This is a genomic window from Thermodesulfobacteriota bacterium, from assembly GCA_040757775.1.
Taxonomy (GTDB): Bacteria; Desulfobacterota; UBA8473; order UBA8473; family UBA8473; genus UBA8473.
Genome location: JBFLWQ010000015.1, coordinates 14,069 through 29,526, shown reverse-complemented (window position 1 = coordinate 29,526; position 15,458 = coordinate 14,069). Strand labels below are relative to the sequence as shown.

General features: G+C 43.6%; 16 protein-coding genes. 14 read left to right on the top strand and 2 right to left on the bottom strand.

Annotation, left to right across the window (positions count from 1 at the left end; all coding sequences use genetic code 11):
• Positions 1-12 precede the first annotated feature (12 nt).
• The 8 genes from tmcB to AB1401_10035 all read left to right on the top strand — a co-directional run bounded on the left by tmcB (position 13) and on the right by AB1401_10035 (position 6,974).
• Positions 13-1,341: an electron transfer complex ferredoxin TmcB gene (gene tmcB, locus AB1401_10070; GenBank protein ID MEW6615796.1), complete on the top strand. Its 1,329-nt coding sequence runs from the start codon at positions 13-15 to the stop codon at positions 1,339-1,341.
• Positions 1,342-1,362: 21 nt separating this feature from the next.
• Positions 1,363-3,048 carry a sulfate respiration complex hexadecaheme cytochrome HmcA gene (gene hmcA / locus AB1401_10065; protein MEW6615795.1) on the top strand — a complete coding sequence of 562 codons (1,686 nt, stop codon included), beginning with the start codon at positions 1,363-1,365 and terminating at the stop codon, positions 3,046-3,048.
• A complete protein-coding gene (gene hybA / locus AB1401_10060) occupies positions 3,000-4,010 on the top strand; it encodes a hydrogenase 2 operon protein HybA (GenBank protein MEW6615794.1) in 1,011 nt (336 codons plus the stop codon). Before hmcA ends, hybA begins: the two co-directional genes overlap by 49 nt.
• Positions 4,007-5,260 carry an NrfD/PsrC family molybdoenzyme membrane anchor subunit gene (nrfD, locus tag AB1401_10055; GenBank protein MEW6615793.1) on the top strand — a complete coding sequence of 418 codons (1,254 nt, stop codon included), beginning with the start codon at positions 4,007-4,009 and terminating at the stop codon, positions 5,258-5,260. The genes hybA and nrfD overlap by 4 nt, the downstream gene beginning before the upstream one ends.
• 46 nt (positions 5,261-5,306) lie before the next feature.
• The gene (locus AB1401_10050; GenBank protein MEW6615792.1) at positions 5,307-5,663 is read left to right on the top strand and encodes a CGGC domain-containing protein; all 357 of its coding nucleotides are present in this window, start codon (positions 5,307-5,309) and stop codon (positions 5,661-5,663) included.
• 156 nt (positions 5,664-5,819) lie between these two features.
• Positions 5,820-6,083 carry a type II toxin-antitoxin system prevent-host-death family antitoxin gene (locus tag AB1401_10045; GenBank protein MEW6615791.1) on the top strand — a complete coding sequence of 88 codons (264 nt, stop codon included), beginning with the start codon at positions 5,820-5,822 and terminating at the stop codon, positions 6,081-6,083.
• Positions 6,062-6,535, top strand: a complete 474-nt coding sequence (locus AB1401_10040) for a hypothetical protein (protein ID MEW6615790.1) — start codon at positions 6,062-6,064, stop codon at positions 6,533-6,535. Before AB1401_10045 ends, AB1401_10040 begins: the two co-directional genes overlap by 22 nt.
• A gap of 49 nt (positions 6,536-6,584) precedes the next feature.
• Positions 6,585-6,974 (top strand): response regulator, encoded by a 390-nt coding sequence (locus AB1401_10035; protein MEW6615789.1) that lies wholly within the window; start codon positions 6,585-6,587, stop codon positions 6,972-6,974.
• A 109-nt stretch (positions 6,975-7,083) separates the two neighbouring features.
• Here AB1401_10035 and AB1401_10030 read toward each other — a convergent pair whose 3' ends face one another.
• Both AB1401_10030 and AB1401_10025 read right to left on the bottom strand, forming a co-directional pair.
• Complete coding sequence (locus tag AB1401_10030; protein ID MEW6615788.1) at positions 7,084-8,694, bottom strand: (Fe-S)-binding protein; 1,611 nt, start codon at positions 8,692-8,694, stop codon at positions 7,084-7,086.
• Positions 8,695-9,594, bottom strand: a complete 900-nt coding sequence (locus AB1401_10025) for a respiratory nitrate reductase subunit gamma (protein MEW6615787.1) — start codon at positions 9,592-9,594, stop codon at positions 8,695-8,697.
• A 315-nt stretch (positions 9,595-9,909) separates the two neighbouring features.
• Between AB1401_10025 and AB1401_10020 the strand changes: the two genes are divergently transcribed.
• The 6 genes from AB1401_10020 to AB1401_09995 all read left to right on the top strand — a co-directional run bounded on the left by AB1401_10020 (position 9,910) and on the right by AB1401_09995 (position 15,433).
• Positions 9,910-11,280, top strand: coding sequence for a sigma 54-interacting transcriptional regulator (locus AB1401_10020; GenBank protein MEW6615786.1), 1,371 nt, complete (start codon positions 9,910-9,912; stop codon positions 11,278-11,280).
• A gap of 292 nt (positions 11,281-11,572) precedes the next feature.
• Positions 11,573-12,253, top strand: coding sequence for a hypothetical protein (locus tag AB1401_10015; GenBank protein MEW6615785.1), 681 nt, complete (start codon positions 11,573-11,575; stop codon positions 12,251-12,253).
• A gap of 39 nt (positions 12,254-12,292) precedes the next feature.
• Entirely contained in the window at positions 12,293-13,726 is a 1,434-nt protein-coding gene (locus tag AB1401_10010; protein MEW6615784.1) for a (Fe-S)-binding protein, read from the top strand.
• A gap of 22 nt (positions 13,727-13,748) precedes the next feature.
• A complete protein-coding gene (locus tag AB1401_10005; GenBank protein MEW6615783.1) occupies positions 13,749-14,276 on the top strand; it encodes a universal stress protein in 528 nt (175 codons plus the stop codon).
• Positions 14,277-14,313: 37 nt separating this feature from the next.
• Positions 14,314-14,943, top strand: a complete 630-nt coding sequence (locus AB1401_10000) for a HEAT repeat domain-containing protein (GenBank protein MEW6615782.1) — start codon at positions 14,314-14,316, stop codon at positions 14,941-14,943.
• Between the two features lie 115 nt (positions 14,944-15,058).
• Entirely contained in the window at positions 15,059-15,433 is a 375-nt protein-coding gene (locus AB1401_09995) for a response regulator (protein MEW6615781.1), read from the top strand.
• Positions 15,434-15,458 lie beyond the last annotated feature (25 nt).

Below are 15,458 nucleotides of genomic sequence, written 5' to 3'. Positions count from 1 at the left end.
GGAGGATTGCTTATGGCTGAGCCTGCAAAGGAAATTGTCGTAGATCCGGGCTTAGACGAAACTATAAAGAAACTCACCCCGAAGAAGATAGAAGATACGATAAATAAAGTTTTAACTAAAGGGGCTGCTGCCCGCCTAAAGGTCTACATGCAGACCTGCGTTCACTGTGGCTTATGTTCAGAAGCATGCCATTTTTACCTCTCCCATGACAAGGACCCCCGTTTTTCGCCTGTGGGTAAGGTGAAGCAAACCCTCTGGGAAATAGTGAAGAGAAAGGGCAGGGTAGATGGAGAATTTATTAAAAACTGTTCGAGGATAGCCCACACAGAGTGCAATGTCTGCCGGCGTTGCAGCATGTACTGCCCATTCGGCATTGACATGGCATATCTTCTTCTTCTGGTGCGTCGTATCTGCGCCTTATTAGGTGTAGTACCACAGTATCTTCAGGACACGGTCAACAGCCATGCTGTTACTATGAACCAGATGTGGGTCAAGCAGGATGAATGGATCGATACCCTCCAGTGGCAGGAGGAAGATGCTCAGGATGAGGTAAAGAACGCACGCATCCCCCTAGATAAAGAGGGGGCAGAGATTATGTACTCGGTTATAGGCCCGGAACCGAAATTTCTTGCCCAACTTCTGGGCAATATCTCGATAATTATGACTGTGGCGGGTATGGATTGGACAATGCCTTCCTTTGACGGTTGGGATAATAGCAATATGCCCATGTATTCAGGCGATTTTGAGACCATGGCACGGGTTGAGAGAAAACATTTTGAGGCAGCGTTCAAACTCAAAGTAAAAAAGATTGTGATGGGTGAATGCGGTCACGCATTTCGGGGTGCTGTCTATGATGGTCCTAAGTGGCTAGCATGGAAGGAGCCTCCAGTGCCGTTGATTCATGCTGTTCAGTTTTACTATGAACTGATCAGGGATGGAAAGATAAAAATAGCCAGAAAATTCGAACAACCCGTTACAATACAGGAGCCGTGTAATATTATAAGAGGCAGGGGGCTGGGGGATATGCTCCGTTATATCATGCGGGCTACCTGTGAGGATTTTAGGGATGTTTCTCCTCGATATGAACACAACTACTGCTGCTGTGCAGGTGGGGGTGTCATAAACTGCGGCCCGCCCTGGAAGAAAAATCGGGTAGAGGGTAACAGGGTCAAAGCAGAACAACTTAAGGCCACAGGTGCCGAGGTAGTCATCACACCCTGTCACAACTGCCATAGCGGTATTGAAGATATAGTCAACTACTATAAGCTTGGGATGCATGTTAAGTTTTTTAGTGAAATACTGGTGGACGTTATGGAGATTCCAGAGGAGCTAAAAGTTTGATATGTCAATAAGGAAGAGGAAATGAATAAGAAACTGCTTGGTTTTATTGTTTTAATAGGGATATCTACATGTTTTTTCTTCTTGCTTTTAGTTATGGGTAATATTTGGGCTGAAAGAGGAGATAAAGAGAAATCCTCTGCCCCTCCCATATTAATTTCTGAGACTGCTGTTTTCAAGGAATTGGAACGGCCTCCGGTGGAATTTTACCATGATGGGCATACAGTTGCCTTGGAAAAAGAAGGCTGTGGGGTCTGTCATCCTCAGGATGAGAAGGGTGGATTTACATTTAAATATCCCAAGTTGAGAGATGACAGCACTAAACAGGGTCTCATGAATTCGTATCATGATAGTTGTATAGGATGCCACGTTGAAACGTCAAAAAAAGGCAAAAAATCCGGTTTTGTGACCTGTGGGGAATGCCATGTTGTGAAGAAAAAATCTCGAGTAATGAAGTATGCTCCAATTGGTCCTGATTACTACTATTCCCTGAACGATACTTATCATAAAGACTGTATTGCATGTCATAAAGAAGGAAGGGAAGTAACTAAGGAAGCTGAGGTCTTAAGCTGGAAGGAATTCTATATAAAGAAAAAGGAGATTGAAAAAACAACATGGTCAAAAATAGGTTTCGATTATTATTTGCATAACCAGCATGAAAAAGGCCTTGAGAAGGATTGCAAGCTCTGTCATCATATCTATGACGAAAAAGAGAAGAAACTGGTTTATAAGAAGGGAACGGAGTCTTCTTGCCGGGATTGTCATAGAGAAAAAGACGAGGAGAACAGACGTTCCTATAAAAATGTGGCACATGAAGACTGTATAAATTGCCATATGAAACTTAGCAAAGAAAGCAAAAAAACAGGTCCTTACGTCTGTGAGGGGTGTCATATTGAAAAGAAACAACAGACAACCAAGGAAGCGGTGGTTATACCCAGATTGGAAAGAGGGCAGCCAGATAGAATCCTTATTAGTATTAAAGGTTCCAGGATGAAGGGGGTTCCTTTTGACCATAAAAGTCACGAGACACAGAGTCTCACATGCCGAAACTGTCACCACGAGAAATTAATTGCCTGTAAAGAATGTCATACAATAAATGGCAGTCCGGAAGGTGGCATGGTCAATCTGGCAAAAGCATATCATGAGCCGTTATCTGAACGGAGCTGTATTGGTTGCCATACGTCTTATAAATCAAAACCGTCCTGTGCCGGATGTCATCATCTACTGGAAAGTGGGTTAACTGAGGCGTCTTGCCTCCCTTGTCATAATGGTTCATTTAAGGAAGTTGGGGTTGCTTCAAAGCTGGGCAACCCTAATAAGCTTCTTCCTGCAAATTTGTCTGGAGATATAACCATCAAGACCATGGAAAGAGATTACATGCCGGCTAAATTTCCCCATCTCCGTATAATCAAAAAATTGACCGAAATATCTAATTCAAGCAATTTAGCTAAAAAGTTCCACAATGACCAGAAAACCATCTGTTCTGCGTGTCATCATAAAAGCCCGTTAGAAGCGAAGAAAGAAGTCCCCCTTTGCAGCACCTGTCATAGTGTAAATATGGAACCTAAGAAAACAGATACTCCCGGTCTCCTTGGGGCTTACCATCGTCTATGCCTTGGTTGTCATAAAGAGATGAGAATTGAGCCTATGAATTGCACTGGATGTCATGCAGAAAAGACGGGGCTAAAAACTGGGATCAGCAAGCAATAGCCTTCTCTTTAGAAACAGGGAAATATCACAATATGGGGATCAACCGGCGAGACTTTATAAAACAACTAGCAGGAATTGGAGGCATTGCATTATTCGCGAAAGATGTGAATGTCTGGGCAGGTGAGCAAACTACCACCCTCCGTGACTCCTTGGGAGTCCTTGTTGACACAACCTTGTGTGTTGGCTGTCGAAGTTGTGAAAAGGCTTGTAACCAGATAAATCAAGAACTACCAAGAAAGACTCCCCAATCCTTCAATGACAATTCAGTATTCGACAAAAAAAGAAGGATGGCTGCCGATTCTTACACCGTAGTTAATCGCTATAACAATCCAGGGAATTCAGGTAACCCGGTTTATGTAAAATTCCAGTGTATGCATTGTGCTGACCCTGCTTGCGTATCTGCTTGTATCGTTGGCGCACTGACAAAAGAATCGAATGGGGCAGTAAAGTATGACCCATGGAAGTGCATAGGATGTCGTTATTGCATGACCGCATGTCCTTTCCAGGTTCCTGCCTATGAATATAATAATGCCACGACGCCTCAGGTCAGAAAATGCACTTTTTGTTTCGAAAAAAGGACATCTAAGGGTAAAGCACCTGCATGTGTTCAGGCTTGCCCTATGGAGGTCATGACTTTTGGAAAGAAAAGAGAATTAATCAAAATCGCTAAGAAGCGGATTGAAAAGTATCCTGATCGATATATTCCCCATTTATATGGGGAGCATGAACTGGGAGGGACTTCGTGGCTTTACCTGTCAAGCCTTCCCTTTGAGAAAATCGATTTCCCCAAGTTTGGGTATATATCGACACCCAGTTATACGGAACCTATACAACACGCTATTTTTAAGCATTTCATCCCCCCTTTGACCTTATTCGCTGTGCTCGGTGGTTTCATGTGGTTCTTGAGACAAAGAAAGACAGAATCTAAATCAGTATTAAACGAAGAAGGACAGGAAAAATGAGTTTCCATGAAACCCCTACTCCTATTGATAAAAGATTTTTTACCACAGGGGTAAAAATTCTTATAGCCTTGATGATTACTGGGCTGAGTTTTGGTTTGTACAGGATGATATTTGGTTTGGGGTCTACAACAAATTTGACGGATCAGTATCCATGGGGGATGTGGATTGGGGTGGACGTGGCCAGCGGGGTAGCCCTGGCGGCCGGAGGCTTCACAACTGCTTTTTTGGCCCATATCTTACACAGAGAACATTTCCACGCTATTGTTAGACCAGCCCTCCTCACAGCGATGTTGGGGTATACCTTTGTCGGGATTGGGTTAATGTTTGACCTTGGAAGGTGGTATAATATATGGCATCCTGCCCTTCCCATGATGTGGCAGGGCAATTCGGTCTTATTTGAAGTCGGCATGTGTGTAATGGTATATCTGACGGTGTTGTATATCGAATTTCTACCAGTGGTGACCGAGCGCTTTATCGGACAAGTAAACCTTCCTGGAATGCTCTCCTTCTTTAATGAGCCTATAGACAGGCTTCTCAGCTTCTTAGATAACATTCTGGGGAAAGTCATGTTTGTTTTTGTGATTGCGGGTGTAGTTCTCTCCTGCCTACATCAGTCGTCTTTGGGAACATTGATGGTAATTAGTCCTTACAAGATGCATCCATTGTATTGGTCTCCTCTATCTCCATTGTTTTTTCTTGCCTCTGCCATTGCTGTTGGATATCCCATGGTGATATTTGAGTCTATGATTGCATCGAAGTCGTTTGGTCATAAAACAGAAATGGATATTTTGACCCCACTGGCTAAATTTATACCCTATTTATTGGGTAGTTATATAGTGTTGAAAATTGGAGACATGATTTACAGAGGTACATATGTATACCTTTTCGAAGGGTCGACCCAATCACGGATGTTCTGGCTCGAGTTCGGTATCCTGACAGTGGTTCCTTTTCTCATGTTATTATCATCACGGGTTCGAAGTTCTGCTGGCTGGTTGTTTACCGCTGCCACTATGTATATTTTAGGAGTCTTGTTAAATCGATGTGCGGTGTTCTTCGTAGCGTATCAACCCCCTTTTGCAGAAAAGGCTTACTTCCCTGCTATAGGCGAGTTTGCTCTCACTATAGGACTCATTGCGACACTTATGCTTGTCTATAGGGTATTTGTCTCCATCCTTCCAGTCATACCTGCCCCTGAAAGAGGGGCAATTTCAAGCGACAATGCTTCAATCCGGATTAAGCAAGGAATATGAAACCTACATAACCTTCGGTTACAAAGGAGAATGGAGTGGAAAAAAGATGACAAAAGTCGCCATTATTGGATGTAAGCGGATTCAAGATCAATTATGTGTAGCGTGCGAGAAATGCCTCAAAGCTATCAGCAAGAAGGAAGGGGAGTTTTCCAGGTATGCGGATGGTATCGAGCTGGTAGCCCTTGGAAACTGTGGGGATTGTCCAGGGCTTATTATTCCAAAAATAAAATTGATGAAGGAAATCGGCGATACCTTAGAGCGAGATTTTAATGTTATCCATCTGGGGACATGTATAGTGAAGGCAGTTAAGACAGCTCAATGTCCTATTGATTTTGAGCGGCTTACCACGCTTGTGAAGGATAACTTCGGAAAAGACGTTGTAGTGGGGACCCATCCCTATTAAACTCTCTTCGGTACTGCCATGGCTCTTGGCGAAGCAAACCAACCCGACTTATGACTCCAAGAACTAGATTCTATGTTCAGATGATGACTTGCTTTTAGTCTTGACATTGCAGAATGAAGTGTTTATTATGTCACTAAAGTAATTACTGGGGGTAATATGGGTATAATAACTGCCAAGGAGTTGAAGCAAAGGACTGGCGAGGTTATTAGGAAGGTCAAATCAGGTGAACGATTGACTGTTACATACAGGGGAAGGCCTGTGGCTGTAATTGCTCCACCAGAAATGGAAGGGAGGAAAGCCTTAGGAGAGTTGAGGCCTTTTAAGGATGCATGGAGAGATATTGAGGAAAGTCTGGAGAGAACAAAACCTAGGTTTAAAGGATGGCGGGAGGCCATTGAGTGGGTACGAGGCAGGATCTAATTTTGATCGATACAAACATCTTTGTGATTGACCTCCGTTACAAAAGGGATACTTATTACCAGAATAACTATAAGTTTCTTACCTATATAGCGAAAAAGAGGACCGGTTTTACTACTATTGTCAATCTATTAGAGCTTTGTGGAATTCTTTCATTTAATCTCAGTGAAAAACAATTAACCGAATTATGGTTTTACTTCCCTGATAGATACCAAGTTACTGTTCTACCTATTCCCGATTTTGAGAGTTACTTTCCAAGGGTAGGTATTAAGGATATTTTTGATCTGCTGAAAAAAAGGAAATCACTGGGTGACGCCTTGATGATTTCAGTGGCACAAAAGCATCTGTCCTTTGTTTCAACAATGGTTACATGGGATAATACCCACTTTGAAAATATTTTCCCTGGCACTGTTATGACCCCGGAGGGGTTTCTACGATGCTTCAATAGTGGATAATGATTCTACTAACAATGCGAATCAGAAAAATAATTCGAAGGAGGATATAATGAGCAAAAAGATAATGGTCATTGATGATGAGCCTGATGTAATTACCTATCTGACTACTCTCCTGGAGGAGAATGGTTATCAGACTGATTCTGCTAAGGATGGGGTAGACGGGTTAAAGAAAATAAAAGAGAATAAACCAGATCTCGTCTGTCTGGACATATTGATGCCTGAAAAATCCGGTATAGGTCTGTACAGAGAGCTCAGGAAGGATGAGGGATTGAAGGGAATCCCCGTGATTATTGTAACAGGTTTCAGGGGGGATGAGCACCCTCTTATGGACTTCAAGGAGTTCCTTAACAAGCGCTCTGTGCCAGGACCAGAGGGGTACCTGGAAAAGCCAATCGACAGACAGCAATTTCTCGAGACAGTTCGAGACAAAATAAAATAGGTTAAAAAATTAGGGGCGATTCGTGAATCGCCCCTTTATATTAACCCTTTCTTAACGACTACTTTCCTTTAGTTAATCTCCCTGTCACCCCCAAAGATAACAACCATCTTTACATCTCAGGCCATTCGATGTAAGGTTCTTTTATGTCAACCATGGCATTGACTATAAATTCAACCAAACCCGTGTATGCTATGCCGCATTTTTCCCATGCATCATAATGACTTAATATTTCCCTGATAGCACCCTTGCAGTTGGAACATGGTGCACAGACCATCTTTTTTATACCTGGGTCTATTACATCCTGAAAGGCATCAAGAATTTGTTTGAATTTCATCCTTCCTGATATTCTTGTCCTCCAGTCGGGAAAATTCATTGAAGGCATAATGGCAAAGCCACTCCCCCCTCCGCAGCAGTAATTCTTGACACCATGGGGCTCCATCTCCCTGAACTGGGGACATATCTTGCGGATAACTCTTCTCTGAGGCTCCACCACACCCATAAGTCGGGTTACATTACATGGGTCATGCAGTGTAACAGGAAAATCGTTTTTCTTGGGATCGAGATTTAGTTTTCCATTACAAACAATATCTTCCAGTAATGTATAAGAACTCTCTCTCGGTATATTTATTTCCCCGTTTATGATCCGGTCGGCGATAACAGAGATAGCCTTATGAGCATGGCCGCATTCCCCTATAACTATCTTCTTTACACCCAGTTTCTTGGCAATCTGGGCATGCCTTACTGCTACTCTGGCGAACTGGACATCATCATACCATAAGCCGTAATTAACGGCATCATACCCTAACAGATCACTGGAGAGTGTCCAGTTTAACCCAGCCGCTTCGAATATAATGGCAAATGCCATCGGATTTTCAGGCCATGACAGGAACTCACCGGCATTATGGATAAGGAGTATGTCTGCCCCTTCTTTGTCCATGGGGAATTTTATGTCTAATCCCGTCCTGTCTTTTATGTCATCCTCCAGGAATTCTATGGTATCCTTTAATGCCACCGGGATCAAACCAGTACTTGATCCGGACTTCAAATGCTTCATCGAACCCAATGTATGGATTTCGGCAGGGGCAATACCCAATTCCTGGCTAAAGAGCTTTCGGAGTTCATGGGTTATCAAACCGTTGTCAACACCAATCGGGCAGGTCTGGGCACACCTCCTGCAAAGGGTACATCTGTATGCCAGTTCAGCTAACCTGGCAACTGTCGTCCAGTTGAGATCGATGTCGTTGCCGCTGAATTTTGCAAAGGTCTTTCCGCCCTTTTTGATATATTTATTCACAATTGCACGGAGGACCTCGGATCGATAGGTAGGCCTGTATATCTCTTGCTTCCCGCTCCCAACATATATAGGACATGCCTCGTTGCAGGTCTGACATTTGGCACAGTACTCAAGAGAGAGGGTTAGCGGCTGCAAAAACGTCCAGTTATTCTCCTTTGTGAGCAGCTTTTCAAGACCTGACAAAAACTTCCTGACGAGTTCCTCCTCTTCCACTTTTGTCTCGGGTTTGGGTATACTTATGGCCAATACCCCGTCAAGGGTTGCCTCATATTTTTTCTTCTGATCTTCCGTAAGTTGCTTAAAATCAGGATCAGAATCTGCCTTATCATAAGGGTATGGCAGCCTCATAAAGTCTGCCGGGTTGAGTTGAACCATCTGCTCCGATGGTTTGCCAATATCTTTGAGCCTTATTTTTCCTGCCTTCATCTATTCAACCTCCTCTGTAGCGGTCTCAGCCCATGTTTTGCCTGGCTTCATATGAGGTGCTGACCAGTTTTGCTTGACGTTCAAGAGTTTGTTTACTTTTGCCTCAATGGCGCTCCCCCTTGTATTTATTCTGTCATCCCATCGCACTTCATGCCATGTAAAATATTTGCCAATGAAGTGGGTCATGTGGGTGAAGGGCAGATAAATGAGAAAAAGGGATAGAAGTATTATATGCCCTACCAGACTTGAATTACCAACAACCACAGGGCTGAATGTTATCAAACCTTTCATGTAATCCCTGGAGACGGTTAACGCTGAGTCGTACGAAAACCATGCTATCAGCCCGCTTAAGAAAATAGCCAGGATAAATACCAGATTGAAGTAATCTATTGGTGCTGCAAAGGCTCGCAGGTCTTTATCGAAGGTTCTCCTTAGGAGTAAGCCAATTGCACCTATTGTACCCAGCATAAAGCCAACGGCACCAAAAATAACTGCCAGAGACTGTAGAAAAACAGATATTGCGTTTTGCGGAGATAAACCCGCAACGCTCACTATAGCCCCAATGAAGATCAATCCCAGGCAACCGATTACCAGGTAAATCCCAAAATGAAAGGGGAATGACACATACCAGAGCTTTCTATTATCATGATAGAGCGACTTCACAAAAAGAATCTCCGGTACCATGAATTTAACTTGCCCCAGCATTGATTTTTTAATGGGTTTTTCCCACCAGTTCAATTCTTCGAAATAAGATCCTCCATACTCGCGTCCCTTTTCATGAGGGAGAGGATAAAGCTCCCATCTCACATGCAAAGGCATAGTAAAGTACTTTATGATCTTTCCCAAAATAACCACAACAAAAATTCCAATACCTAAATAAGACAACATCAACAACAGCATTCTTGCACCTCCTGTTATTAAATAGATCTGCACGACCTATAAATTTGCTAAATGGTTTTTGAGAATACCACTATCTGAAGCAATGTCAATACCTTTTCTCTTTTCCTGTTCTATTTTTCTCCTTTTAATCTTCTCCCAGTCTATAGTAATATAATAACAGGTCTGCCTTCATCCATTACCTTCAATTACATAGGGGAAATAAATTTCTTGAAATATTCTCTCTCAAATGTTATTTTGTTTTAATTTAAGGGTTTTTGGCAATTTAACCCATAAAGTTGACAAGCAGCTTAACCAAGAGGCGAGTTGGAATGCATTATGGATAATATTAGAGACAAAGATAATTTTAACAAGAATATTCTCAATGGAATATCCGGAGATTCTGTTCTTGAGAATATAGGTGAGGCTATCCTTATTATTGACCCAGGGTTTCGAATTGTTTACTTCAACAAAAGAGCTGAGGAGATTACAGGATTTCCAAGGATAGAAGCACTGGGAAAGCACTGTTACGAAATCCTTCGTCTTTATAACTGCAATGATGGATGCCCTGTCCAAAATATGATCAATAATGGGGAGAGCTTCGTTGATTACTACTCGGATATAATCCGTAAGGACGAGATGCCAATACCCATTGCAATACGTTTCTCAATACTCAAGAGTCATGGAAGATCCTTCTCAGGAGGAATCATAGCTGTCCGGGATATGCCTACCAAATACCGGTTTTCTGATTCTCCTAAATCAGCCTACTCATTTCAGGGGATTATTTCCAAGAACAAGAGGATCCTGGAAATTTTCGAAATACTCCCCGATATAAGCCGAACTGATGCATCTCTTTTGATTCAAGGAGAAAGCGGCACTGGAAAAGAGCTTTTTGCTAACGCGGTTCATAATTTAAGCCTTCGCCAGAAAAAACCCCTTATAAAAGTTAATTGTGCCGCCCTTCCTGAAACCCTCCTGGAGTCCGAATTCTTCGGTTATGTGAAAGGGGCATTTACGGACGCTAAGAAGAACAAACTGGGGAGGTTTCAATTGGCCAATGGAGGGACTATCTTTCTCGACGAAATAGGTGATATTTCTCCTTCCCTTCAAGTGAAGCTTCTAAGGGCTGTGCAATATAAAGAGTTTGTACCGTTAGGTGGTACTAACACCGTCAAAGTAGATGTGAGAGTGATATCAGCCACCAACCGTAATCTGGAACAGTTGGTCAAGGAGGGACAATTCCGTCAGGATTTGTACTACAGGTTGAACGTTATTAAACTGGAACTTCCAAACCTTCGAGAAAGACCAGAGGACATCCCCCTCCTTGTGGACTATTTCATAACCAGGTTTAACCAAAGGGACCAGCGAAACATTGAAAGGTTATCATCCGATGCCATAGAGATTCTAATGCAGTATAATTATCCTGGCAATGTCCGGGAGTTGGAAAATATTCTAGAACATTCCTTTATTCTGTGCAAAGGGAATATTATATCAAAAGAACACTTGCCTTCCTACGTAATAGGGATTGAAGGTAAACTGGAGAAGGTCGGAAAAAGCTTGGATTTGATTAATCAAGTGGAGATCAATACTATCCTATCTACGCTAAAAAAACATAATTGGAATAAGATCAAGGCTTCTGAAGAGCTAGGTATCCATAGAAGTACCTTGTGGAGAAAACTCAAAAGAATGGACAATTGCAACTTAGTATAAGGTGTTGCATAATAGAGTTGCAATATGCGACACTAATAATTTTTAGCTACATTTATTCAATACATCATTATTCCTATCGTTACAGGTTTACCTTTTCTAAACAGTTATCGCCTGCCAATTGGATAGTTGCATTATGCTACTTTCCTTCCGTTGTCTACCCCCTTTTTCCAAAACCAAAAATGGCAATTTATCTATGAAAACAGAGGGTTTCATCGTTTGACCATTTCTGGCATAGAAATTGCGGCTCTTAGCCATTTAAAGCATTTCAAAAACTATTTTTACGGAGGAGTAAATGAGCGAATTTCTGCGGATTTTGGAGGATGAGGTGCAGATTGTGGCATTGGCATTCATGGCCACAGTTTACACAATACGGCTGATATGGATGTTCAGATTCAAGGCAGGCAAAGAGGTTACTAACCCTGTTGGCAGTCCAAGAGTAGGGGCAGCCTACTCCATGATGAATGTTGCTATGCCCTGGGCAATGGAAAGCGCGCGGAAAAATCTGAGTTTTTACGTACAATTTGTGATCTTCCACCTTGGAGTACTCGTGGCAATCACCGCAACCTTTATTCTTCCCTACTGGCCGGAGTTCTTTGAGGCAGAACCTATTGTGCGTATTTTTCAGCTTTTTATGGGTGCTGCCTTTGCAGTGGGATTGATAAGGTTCATCCGACGGATCACCAGTCCTGTGATGCGTCTTATCAGTACACCGGATGATTATTTCTCAGTGGCGTTGTTGACAGCATGGTTTGCTGCGGGGGTTTTCGCCATGCCCAATCAGCATGAGATAAGTGAGTGGCCTTTGATACTCTTTTTCGGCATGACGACTTTGTTCTTGATTTACGTGCCCTTTTCCAAGATTTCCCATTACCTATATTATCCTTTTACCCGCTATTTCCTTGGTAAAACAATGGGGCATCGAGGTGTCTTCCCACGTAAAAAGGGTGGAGAAAAACCTGCCGGCATGGAATAACATACCCAAATACAACAAGCCTTGGAAAGGAGAATATAATTGAGCGATAAAACCATAAATATTTCCGATGTAGTTAATTTACCCCTGGATTTAAAAGAGCAGAAAAAGGCTTTAGAACAAAAATCTCCTGCGGTGGTCGAAGGAAAAGTAAAGGTCTATGACCCTAACAGGGACAATGTAAAGAACCTGCTGGAGATGCTGAAGAACAGGCTGAGTCGGCAGACAGTGAGTTCATTGGTAGGTTGTGTGCATTGCGGCATGTGTTCCGACTCATGCCATTATGCGTTAGCCCGGCCTCACGACCCAACTATGACTCCAGCTTACAAGGCCGACCAGATCAGACAAATCTTTAAAAGGCATATTGACTGGGCTGGCCGCGTTTTCCCCTGGTGGGTACATGCGAAAACCCCAAAGAATGATGAAGACCTGAACCGTCTCAAAAATATTGTCTTTGGAACCTGTACCGGTTGCAGGCGTTGCACCCTCAACTGCCCGATGGGCGTGGATACAGCAGTCCTTGTTCGACTCACCCGCGGGCTTCTTACAGAACTCGGGATTGTGCCCGAGGGAGTCTTCGTAGTGGATAAGGACTCATGGGAAACTGGCAACCAGATGGGGGTTTCACAGGAGGATTACATTGAAACTCTTGAATGGCAGCAGGAGGAAGTCCAGGCTGAATTAGACGACCCCAGTTTCAAAATTTCAATAGATAAAGAAGATTGCGATTTCATGTATACCGTTAACCCTCGTGAGATCAAGTACGATCCTCGCTCCATCGGCTACGCTTGCAAGATATTCCATATAGCCGGAGAAAGCTGGACCATGCCAAGCTTCGGCTGGGACCAGACTAACTTTGGACTTTTCTCCGGTGATGACAAGCTGGGTGGCTATATAGCCAAGAACCTTTACGAGGCAGCCAGGCGACTAAAGGTTAAACGGATCGTCATCTCTGAGTGCGGTCATGGATACCGATCTAGCCGTTGGGAAGGCTACAACTGGGCCAAATATAAGCAGGATATTCCCAGTGAGTCCATTATGATTACTTTGATTCGTTATATAAATCGGGGGCTAATAAAGGTAGACCCGTCGCGGAATCCTCTGCCTGTCACCTATCATGATTCGTGTAACCTGGCTCGTTCCGGCGACCTTACCGAGGAACCTCGTTGGATATTGGAGCGGGTCTGTACTGATTTTCGGGAGATGTATCCTAACAGGTCGGACAACTTTTGCTGTACCGGCGGCGGTGGGGCACTGTCGATGGTTGAGTATAAACCCCTCAGGATGGAGGTGGCAAAGATTAAGGCAGATCAACTGATAGCGACAGGTGCCAAGCTCGTCTGCACTAGTTGTCACAACTGCGTTGATGGTCTGAGTGACTTGATCAAGCATTATAAACTTGACATGAAGATAGTACAGATATTAGACTTGGTGGCAGAAGCTTTGGTTATTCCAGAAAAGAATGAGAAAAAGTAAATAATTTAGAGGGGTATAACACATGGAAGCAATTGGACTTTGTTCGCATTACTCCCGTCAGGGTGACTGGGCATTTGATTACGCTTTTGGGTTGGCCAGCAAGAAAGATATCCAACTCAACATATTTCACTGGCTGGAGTCACCTTTCCGGTTCCGCAGGGAGATAGTTTACGCAGATAGCAAAAAGCAAGAAGTGGTTCGGGTAACAGATGAATTTCAGGTCAAAAAGGAGTTGGAGCTCCGCGAATACTATGAGTCAAAGCTAGGAGATTTTGTTAAGGTCGGCTTTCGACTCTGTGAAGGCAACGAAGGGGCTGAACTGGCCCGTTGTCTCCGCCGGAGAGAGTATGACCTCCTTGTAATGGGATACCTTGATCGGGGCGCAGACTTTGGAGGCCAGGTTATTGAGCGATTCGCTTCTAATTTCAGGACTTCGGTTGTCATGGTGGGCCCGGATAAGCCTAACTCCTTCCACCTCAACAGATTAGCAGCTGACATTGTGGACCAATTGGGCATTAAGGAAGGGGAATGGAGTCTCATAGAGGGTTAAGCAGCTATCTGGCAGTCGATAAAGGGTCTCAATATTCATGAAGAAGGCGATAGCCCAGCTAATCCGCGACATGAAAGACGACGACTGTCATATACGCTTTGCCGCTGCCCGGACTCTCAGAGATGTTGGAGCCGGCAGCCCCGTGGTTTATGATGCTTTGGTTGATGCCTTGAAAGACAGCGTCTGGTTTGTCCGCTTGGCCGCACTGCAGAGCTTACGGGATATTAGATTAGAATCGGATATAATTATAGAGAAGATTGTACCAATGCTTAAGGATGAACACGAGGATGTCAGAGAGTATGTAGCTTTTACCATCGGCGAGTTAGGGTCGAAGGCAGCTCCGGCGGTAACAGCCCTTACAGCAGCCCTATCCGATTCTGTTTGGTATGTTCGAGCTAGTGTGGCCTGGGTTCTGGGAGAAATCGGGGTCGGGGCAAGAGGCGCATGCAGTCCTCTCATCACCTGTTTAACCGATAACGAGATTGACGTACGTATCTCAGCCACAAGGTCTCTGGGACTGATAAGTAGCACAGACAACAAGGATGTGACGATTGCTCTGGAGAAAATAGCTGAAGACAATAGCCAGCCACCAGAAGTAAAAGAGAAGGCACGGGAAGCATTGGCAAGGATCAGGAGTTCTGGAAGACAAACAAATTGTCCACTATAAATCCTGATGGACTTGTAAAAAGTCAAAATTGGGATGGCAAAGTAATTTGCCAGAGGCGGGCAGATGGACTTTTTACAAAGTCATCAACCTTTCAGGGGAAAAAGGAGGGGGAAAAATGGCAAAAAAAGTTTTGATTGTGGATGATGAAGAAGATGTAAGGACATATCTAAATTCTCTGCTAAGCAATAACGGTTACAAAACAGAGATGGCGGAGGATGGAGAGGATGCGTTTCGCAAAGTCAAGGAATTTGGTCCCAACGTAGTCATCCTGGACATCATAATGCCAAACCAGAGCGGCGTGGGATTCTATCGCAACCTGAAAAAGAGCGAAATATACAGTGATATTCCTGTGATTATTCTTTCTGGCGTTACTGCGTATAAAGATTTTTTTGCCCGCGAACGCGGCGGACTACCAAAGCCCCAGGAGTTTGTCGAGAAACCATTCTCTACCGAAGACCTACTGAGTAAGGTTGAAGCTTGCGTTAAATAAAACTTCAACAAATTTGGGTGAGGAG